Source organism: Streptomyces sp. 4F14, assembly GCF_048159485.1.
In the GTDB taxonomy this organism is placed as follows: domain Bacteria; phylum Actinomycetota; class Actinomycetes; order Streptomycetales; family Streptomycetaceae; genus Streptomyces.
Map to the genome: position 1 here is coordinate 1 of NZ_JBLRVY010000142.1, position 433 is coordinate 433.

A 433-nucleotide genomic window follows, 5' to 3' on the forward strand; every position below is an offset into this window, starting at 1 on the left:
GTGGTGCGGGTTCCGCGGGGTTGGTCGTTCGCGGAGGCGGCGGGTGTGCCGGTGGTGTTCTTGACGGCGTGGTACGGGTTGCGGGTGGCGGGGCGTTTGGTGGCGGGGGAGCGGGTGTTGGTGCATGCGGCTGCGGGTGGTGTGGGGATGGCTGCGGTGCAGTTGGCGCGGTTGTGGGGTGCGGAGGTCTTCGCGACGGCGGGTCCGGGCAAGCAGGACGCGGTGTGCGGGCTGGGGGTGGAGCGGGACCGCATCGCGTCGTCGCGGAGTACGGAGTTCGCTGGTCGGTTCGCGGGCATGGATGTGGTCCTGAACAGTCTGGCGGGTGAGTTCGTGGACGCGTCGCTGGGTGTTCTGCGGGAGGGGGGCCGGTTCGTCGAGCTGGGCAAGACCGACATCCGTGACACGGACACGGTGGCCACCACGCACCCCG

The 433-nt window shown here is 70.9% G+C and carries 1 protein-coding gene; it reads left to right on the forward strand.

Annotated features, from left to right (window positions below; translation table 11 throughout):
- A partial coding sequence (locus ACLZOT_RS50030; RefSeq protein WP_416975991.1) for a zinc-binding dehydrogenase occupies positions 1-433 on the forward strand: 433 nt, incomplete at both ends.